This window comes from Terrabacter sp. P5_B1, from assembly GCF_056400505.1.
Genome location: NZ_JBFULD010000264.1, coordinates 1 through 6,082, shown reverse-complemented (window position 1 = coordinate 6,082; position 6,082 = coordinate 1). Strand labels below are relative to the sequence as shown.

Sequence of the window (6,082 nt, the reverse complement as noted above, 5' to 3'; positions counted from 1 at the left end):
TCGCCCGGCCGGGGCCTCGCCCACGAAGGAGAGCCACCGCAGCCCCACGGCCAGGAGCCGCTCGAGCGGCAGCATCGACGGCTCCGCCGTCGCGGGCTGGTCACGCGACGTCTCGGTGAACCACGTCCCCGGCTGCGTCACGAGCGATGCGAGCTGGTCACGTGCCGCCGCGGAGTCGGAGAGGCCGAGGCTCGCCAGTGCCGCGACCGCGGTCATGACGGGGTCGTCGGCACGGACGGCGCGGACCGCCGCCTCCACGTCGGAGGCGCGCCCGTCGAGCAGCAGGTGCAGGGCGTGCTGGTGGATGACGTCGCTCATGAGGTCGAGGTCGCCGGCGGCCTCCGCGTGACGCAGGGCCTGCCCGGGAACGTCGTGGGCGGCATACCACTGGGCGGCCCGCGCATGGACGTCACGGGCACCGCGCGCGCTCCTGGCCTCGAGCATCGCGCTGAGGTAGCTGCGCAGGAGCACGTGGTAGCGGTAGGTCGGCGTCCCCACCTGGTCGACGGTCACCATGGCGTTGTCCGCGGAGAGGGACTCGAGCAGCGCGCCCGCGTCGTCCCGGCCGGTGACCGCGGTCCCCAGATCCGCGGTGAGGTCCTCGAGGACGGACGTCGAGAGGAGGAACTCGCGCGTCGACTCGTCGAGGCTCGCCAGCACCTCCTCCACGAGGTAGCCGGACATGGCGCGGTCGCACCGCGCGAACTCACGCAGGAAGACGTCCACGTCGCGGCCGTGGGCCAGCGAGACGGCGGCGAGCGCGACCCCCGCCGCCCAGCCCTCGGTGAGCTCCTGCAGGTGACGCACCTGGTGGTCCTCGAGGGTGAGATCGTGCCGCGACAGCAGCTCGCGGGTGTCGTCGAGCGAGAAGCGCAGGTCCCGCTCCCGCACCTCGACCAAGCGTTCCTGAAGGCGCAGGCGCGCAAGGTGCAGGTCCGGTTCGGCCCGCGTCCCGATGACCACGTGGAGGCGGGTCGGCGCCCACCGGACCAGCCTCTCGACGAGCTCGACGCAGCGCGGGTCCCGGACGAGGTGAAGGTCGTCCAGGACGAGCCAGATGTCCTCGGCAACCGTCCCGGCGAGCTCGAGGAGACGGGTGACGAACGCGGTACCGACCAGGCCCGGCGCGGTCTCGTCGTCCAGCTCCGCCGGCGTGCCGGGAACGGCGGCTCGGACGGCTCCGAGCAGGGTCCTGGCCATGACCTGCGGGTCGTTGTCCTCGCGGTCGAGGGACGCCCACCCGACGAGGTCGCCGCGCCGCTCCAGCTCGCGAGCCCAGTCGGCGAGCAGCGTCGTCTTGCCGGTGCCGACGGAGCCGGCGACGAGCACCGTGGTCCCGCTCCCGCGCTCGGACGCAGACGCCAGTGGCGTCGGCACCGGGATCGCGCTGCGGCGCACCGTGCGTCCCGTCAGGCCCGGAGCCCGGTGCTTGGGCGACGGGCGGGACGACGCCGGATCGCCACCCACGGCTCGCATGTCGGTCGCACCGACGGTCCCGACGGTTCTGACAGGCCCGGAGCGCACGACGGTCAGCGCCCGCCGCGGGACCGGACGGGTCTCGTCGAAGCGGGTGCCGAGCCGGTCGGCCGATGGCGGAGGGAGAGCTGCGGGGACGAACTCATTCCGGTGCACTTTCGTGAGGGGTCACGTCTGCGACACGTTCCGGGCTGACCGCTCGACCGCCGTCCACGGCGGTGACCGGCCGCTCAGCCCAGTTTCACCCTAACGCCGGAAAAGGCGTCGACCTCTCGAATGTCCAATGTTCGTGGTCGTATCCACGCCCACGCGGGTGTCCAGGACGTGGGCGTCACATCTCCTCGTGGGTATCCGGGTCGCCGCCGAACAGGCGACCGTCCGCGCGCCCGAGTGCGGTGATCGCGGCCATCTCGTCCGGACGCAGCTCGAACCCGAAGACGTCGAGGTTGGTGCGTTGCCGCGCGGGATCCGAGGACTTCGGCAGCGGAACGACGCCGAGCTGCACCTGCCAGCGCAGGATCGCCTGCGCCGGTGTCACCCCGTGGGCTTCTGCGGCTGCGGCCACCGGGTCGGCGGCGAACGGTGCGTTGCGCTTGCCGAGGGGGCTCCACGCCTCGGTGACGATGCCAAGCCGCTCGTGGACCGCGCGCAGCGGCTCCTGGGGGAAGAGCGGGTGCAGCTCGACCTGGTTGAGCACCGGTGTCACTCCCGTCGCCTCGATGACGTCGGCGAGGTGCTTCTCGGTGAAGTTGCTGACGCCGACGGAACGCACGAGACCCCGTTCGCGGCACTCCACGAGCGCGCGGTACGCGTCGACGTGGAGCCCGACGCTCGGGTTGGGCCAGTGGATGAGAGCCACGTCCACCCGCTCGAGGCCGAGGCGCTCGAGCGAGCCCTCGATCGAGGCGACAGCGCGGTCGTGCGCGTGGTCCCGGCCGGGCACCTTGGTCTGCACGACGAGCTCGTCTTGGGGGACGCCCGACCTGCGGATCGCCTCGCCCACCTCCGTCTCGTTGCCGTAGTTGACCGCCGTGTCGAGCAGCCGGTAGCCGGCCTCGAGCGCGGACACCATGGCGCGTATGCCGTCCTCGCCGGTGAGCGGGTACGTGCCGAAGCCGATGGCCGGCAGGGCCGTGCCGTCCTGGAGCGCGCGTGTCGGGAGAGTGTCCATGCTGACCAACCTACGCAGGACCGGCGCGTGCCGCCGGACCCGAACCTCACGCGCGGCAGCCTTCGGCAACGGGTACGGGCAGGGCCTGCGACCGAAACCCCGGAAGGACACGCCATGGAGTACACCCGTCTGGGCCAGTCAGGCCTCACTGTCAGCAGGATCGCCCTCGGCTGCATGAGCTTCGGCGACAGCAACCGCGGCAACCACGCCTGGTCCCTCGACGAGACCGAGAGCGAGCCGCTCTTCCGCCAGGCCGTCGAGCTCGGCATCACCTTCTGGGACACCGCCAACGTCTACAGCGCTGGGTCGTCCGAGGAGATCGTCGGCCGCGCCATCCGCGCCTACACACGCCGGGAGGACGTCGTGCTGGCCACGAAGGTGCACGGGCGGATGCACGACGGCCCGGGCGGAGCGGGCCTGTCCCGCAAGGCGATTCTCGAGCAGGTCGACGCCTCGCTGACACGCCTCGGCACCGACTACGTCGACCTCTACCAGATCCACCGCTTCGACCCGGAGACGCCGGTCGAGGAGACGATGGAGGCGCTCCACGACGTCGTCAAGGCCGGCAAGGCGCGCTACATCGGCGCCTCGTCGATGTGGGCGTGGCAGTTCGCGACGATGCAGCACGCCGCCGACCTCGGCGGATGGACGCGCTTCGTCTCGATGCAGGACCAGTACAGCCTCATGCAGCGCGAGGAGGAGCGCGAGATGTTCGGGCTGCTCGCCGCCCAGGGCGTCGGCGCCGTGCCGTGGAGCCCCCTGGCCCGCGGCCGCCTCGCCCGCCCGTGGGGCACCGAGACGAAGCGCACGGGCAGTGACGCGTTCGGGCAGACGCTCTTCTCCGAGCGGGACAAGCCGATCGCGGATGCCGTCGAAGAGATCGCCGGAGCGCGCGGCATACCGATGGCGCAGGTGGCGCTGGCGTGGGTGCTGCGCCAGCCCGTCGTCAGCGCGCCGATCGTGGGCCCGACGAAGGAACACCACCTCGCCGACGCCGTGGCCGCGCTCGAGGTCGACCTGACCGACGACGAGGTCGCCGCCCTCGAGGCGCCGTACACCCCGCGCGAGCCGTCCGGCTTCTGACGGAGCACGCCACCGGACCGGGCTTCCCGCCAGCGGGGTCGCCTCGGCGGAGAGGCGTGCCGCGGCAGGAACCGGGGGCCGCTGGGGGATGATCGGGACGTCGCACTTCCGTGACCGGCTTCGAGGAGGAGGTTGACCCATGGCGACCGATGGCCGCCGACGCTTCCCGCGCTCGGTCTTCGAGCACGGCGAGGACCCGGACCCGCGCTTCAGTCTCGCGAACGAGCGCACCTTCCTCGCGTGGATCCGCACCGGGCTGGCCTTCGTCGCCGCGGGCCTCGCGGTGGAGGCGCTGCAGGTGCCACTGACCGCGTGGCTGCGGGTCTCGATCTCCCTGCTGCTCGTCCTCGCCGGCATCGCCGCCACCGCGCAGGCGTGGCTCTCGTGGGTGCGGACCGAGCGCGCCATGCGCCACGTGGCCCCGCTGCCGTCCTCCGGTCTCAAGCTGCCCATCGCCGTCCTGCTCGGCCTCGTGGCGCTCGCCGTCATCGTCGGGCTGCTGCTGTGACCTCCCCGGCCGACAAGGGCATGCAGGCCGAGCGCACGGCCCTGGCCTGGCGTCGCACGGCCCTGTCGGTCGCGATCGGCTCACTCATCGGCCTGCGGGTGCTGCCGCCGCAGCTCGGACCCCTGGGGTATGCCGTGGCCGCCCTCGGTCTGGTGTGGAGCGTCGACCTCACGCTCACCGCGCGCCGCCGCTACCGCGACGGCAGCCGCCTCGTGCAGGCTGGTGCGACCGTCCCTGCGCGGGGTGTGCCGGTCCCCACGCTCGCTCGCACGGCCGCGACGGCGGGGGTCGTGGGACTCGCCGCGCTGGTCTTCGTCGTCGTCATCGCCGCCCGGTGACGGCTGTCCGCGTCGGCGTCCGCGTCAGGCCTCGCCCATGTCCGCGGTGCACAGGGCCCAGACGACGAGGACGTCGAGGGCGATGATGACGATCGCCCAGATCGGGTAGTGCGGCAGCCACATGAAGTTCGCGATCGCCGAGACCCCGGCGAGCGCGATGCCGACCGAGCGCGCGAAGACGTTACCGGTGAAGATGAAGGCTCCGGCCACGGCTGCACCGAGCCCGACGACCATGTGGAACCAGCCCCACGCCGTGGCATTGAAGGTGAAGATGTAGTTCGGCGTGCGGACGAGGAAGTCGGTTCCGTTGACCACGGTGACGAGGCCCTCGACGAACTGGAAGAGTCCCACGACGATCATGACGGTCGCGGCGAAGATGCTCACGCCGGTGGCCCAGAGCGTGCGGGTGCGGTGGGCGGCGGTGCTCGTGCTTGCCATTGCGTCCTCTGTTCGGGGTCGGGGGTCTGGACGTCTCTCGATGCTAAGAAGGCCGACCCGCGGGCGGCTCATCCGGAGAGGATGATCCGTGGGCGGACCCGTCAGGCGAAGGCGCTCTCGCGGAACTCCTCGCGGCGGCGCACGGCGTCCTGGATCGCGTCCATCTGCTCGTCGGTGCAGTGGAGGTCGTAGACGTCGCGGATGAACTCCGGCAGGTCGGCCCGGTAGTCGTGCGCCCAGGCACGGAAGGATCCCGGCAGCTGCGCGTTCTTCATGTCGATGAGCGTCTGGAAGAACGTCGTGACGGGACGCCACCGCATGCCGGGCGGTATGCCGCGGGGTGACCTTCCGGGGACCTGCTCGGGCAGCGGCCGGTCAGGGCCCAGCCACGCGGGCCGGCGGTTCAGCAGGTCGAGGCCGAACTTCGTGACGCCGTCGTTGTCGTGGCTGAGCAGCACGTAGCGCACCCGAGCCCGCGCGGCCTCGCTCAGGGCCATGAACTGCTCATGGTCGTTGACGACGGCCACGAGCGCCGGGTCGACGTCGAGCCGGGGGGCGCCGGTGATCTCGTGCCTCCACTTGCTGCCATCGGGAGTGCCGATCCAGAGGGCCCGGTCGATGCCGAGCGCCTGGGGCCCGAGCGTCCCCCATCCCAGCAGCACGTCCTGGCTCGTGTGGGCACCGAGGGACTCCCCGAAGAGCACCACCTCCGGCCGCGCGCTCGGCGCCATGGTGCGCACGCGCTGGAAGATGCGCAGCCACAGGAGCCGGTTCTGCTCGCGCGCGTCGCGGACCTTGCCGAGGGAGAGCGGTGACGGCCGTCGGGAGTACTGCATCGTCACGCTCGCGATGTCGCCGCGGGTCAGGTACTGCGCGGCGGCGATGGCCACGTAGTTGACGTAGCCGGTTCCTGTCGGCGAGACGAGCATGAGCAACGAGCGGGACCAGGCGTCGGTGCGGTCCATCTCGGCGACGGCGAGCTCGACACGTTCGGCCGGCGTCGGGGCGCTGTCGAGGCCGACGAAGACCTGCACGGGGTGAGCCCGTGCGGGCTCGCCCATGACGGTC

Annotated in this window: 7 protein-coding genes; 3 read left to right on the top strand and 4 right to left on the bottom strand. The window is 71.9% G+C overall.

The genetic code is table 11. The features are described from left to right. Both AC1DP0_RS16680 and AC1DP0_RS16675 read right to left on the bottom strand, forming a co-directional pair. A partial coding sequence (locus AC1DP0_RS16680; protein WP_478086335.1) for a winged helix-turn-helix domain-containing protein occupies positions 1 to 1,632 on the bottom strand: 1,632 nt, incomplete at its 3' end. Positions 1,633 to 1,807: 175 nt separating this feature from the next. Continuing rightward, a complete protein-coding gene (locus AC1DP0_RS16675; protein ID WP_478086331.1) occupies positions 1,808 to 2,647 on the bottom strand; it encodes an aldo/keto reductase in 840 nt (279 codons plus the stop codon). Positions 2,648 to 2,761: 114 nt separating this feature from the next. On the opposite strand from AC1DP0_RS16675, the gene AC1DP0_RS16670 reads away from it, so the two are divergent. The 3 genes from AC1DP0_RS16670 to AC1DP0_RS16660 all read left to right on the top strand — a co-directional run bounded on the left by AC1DP0_RS16670 (position 2,762) and on the right by AC1DP0_RS16660 (position 4,576). Then, positions 2,762 to 3,730 (top strand): aldo/keto reductase, encoded by a 969-nt coding sequence (locus tag AC1DP0_RS16670; RefSeq protein ID WP_478086326.1) that lies wholly within the window; start codon positions 2,762 to 2,764, stop codon positions 3,728 to 3,730. Between the two features lie 139 nt (positions 3,731 to 3,869). Further along, positions 3,870 to 4,238, top strand: a complete 369-nt coding sequence (locus AC1DP0_RS16665) for a YidH family protein (RefSeq protein WP_478086324.1) — start codon at positions 3,870 to 3,872, stop codon at positions 4,236 to 4,238. Continuing rightward, complete coding sequence (locus tag AC1DP0_RS16660) at positions 4,235 to 4,576, top strand: DUF202 domain-containing protein (RefSeq protein ID WP_478086322.1); 342 nt, start codon at positions 4,235 to 4,237, stop codon at positions 4,574 to 4,576. Before AC1DP0_RS16665 ends, AC1DP0_RS16660 begins: the two co-directional genes overlap by 4 nt. 24 nt (positions 4,577 to 4,600) lie before the next feature. On the opposite strand, the gene AC1DP0_RS16655 is transcribed toward AC1DP0_RS16660, so the two are convergent. Continuing rightward, positions 4,601 to 5,014: a DUF7144 family membrane protein gene (locus AC1DP0_RS16655; RefSeq protein WP_478086318.1), complete on the bottom strand. Its 414-nt coding sequence runs from the start codon at positions 5,012 to 5,014 to the stop codon at positions 4,601 to 4,603. A 101-nt stretch (positions 5,015 to 5,115) separates the two neighbouring features. Continuing rightward, positions 5,116 to 6,082, bottom strand: a 967-nt coding sequence (locus AC1DP0_RS16650; protein ID WP_478086314.1) for an alpha/beta-hydrolase family protein, incomplete at its 5' end; no start/stop codon positions are given.

What these genes read in the sequence shown, in the direction of transcription:
- AC1DP0_RS16670 (WP_478086326.1), top strand. Translation starts at nt 2,762, where the DNA reads ATGGAGTACACCCGTCTGGGCCAGTCAGGCCTCACTGTCAGCAGGATC.
- AC1DP0_RS16665 (WP_478086324.1), top strand. Translation starts at nt 3,870, where the DNA reads ATGGCGACCGATGGCCGCCGACGCTTCCCGCGCTCGGTCTTCGAGCAC.
- AC1DP0_RS16655 (WP_478086318.1), bottom strand. Translation starts at nt 5,014, where the DNA reads ATGGCAAGCACGAGCACCGCCGCCCACCGCACCCGCACGCTCTGGGCC.
- AC1DP0_RS16675 (WP_478086331.1), bottom strand. Translation starts at nt 2,647, where the DNA reads ATGGACACTCTCCCGACACGCGCGCTCCAGGACGGCACGGCCCTGCCG.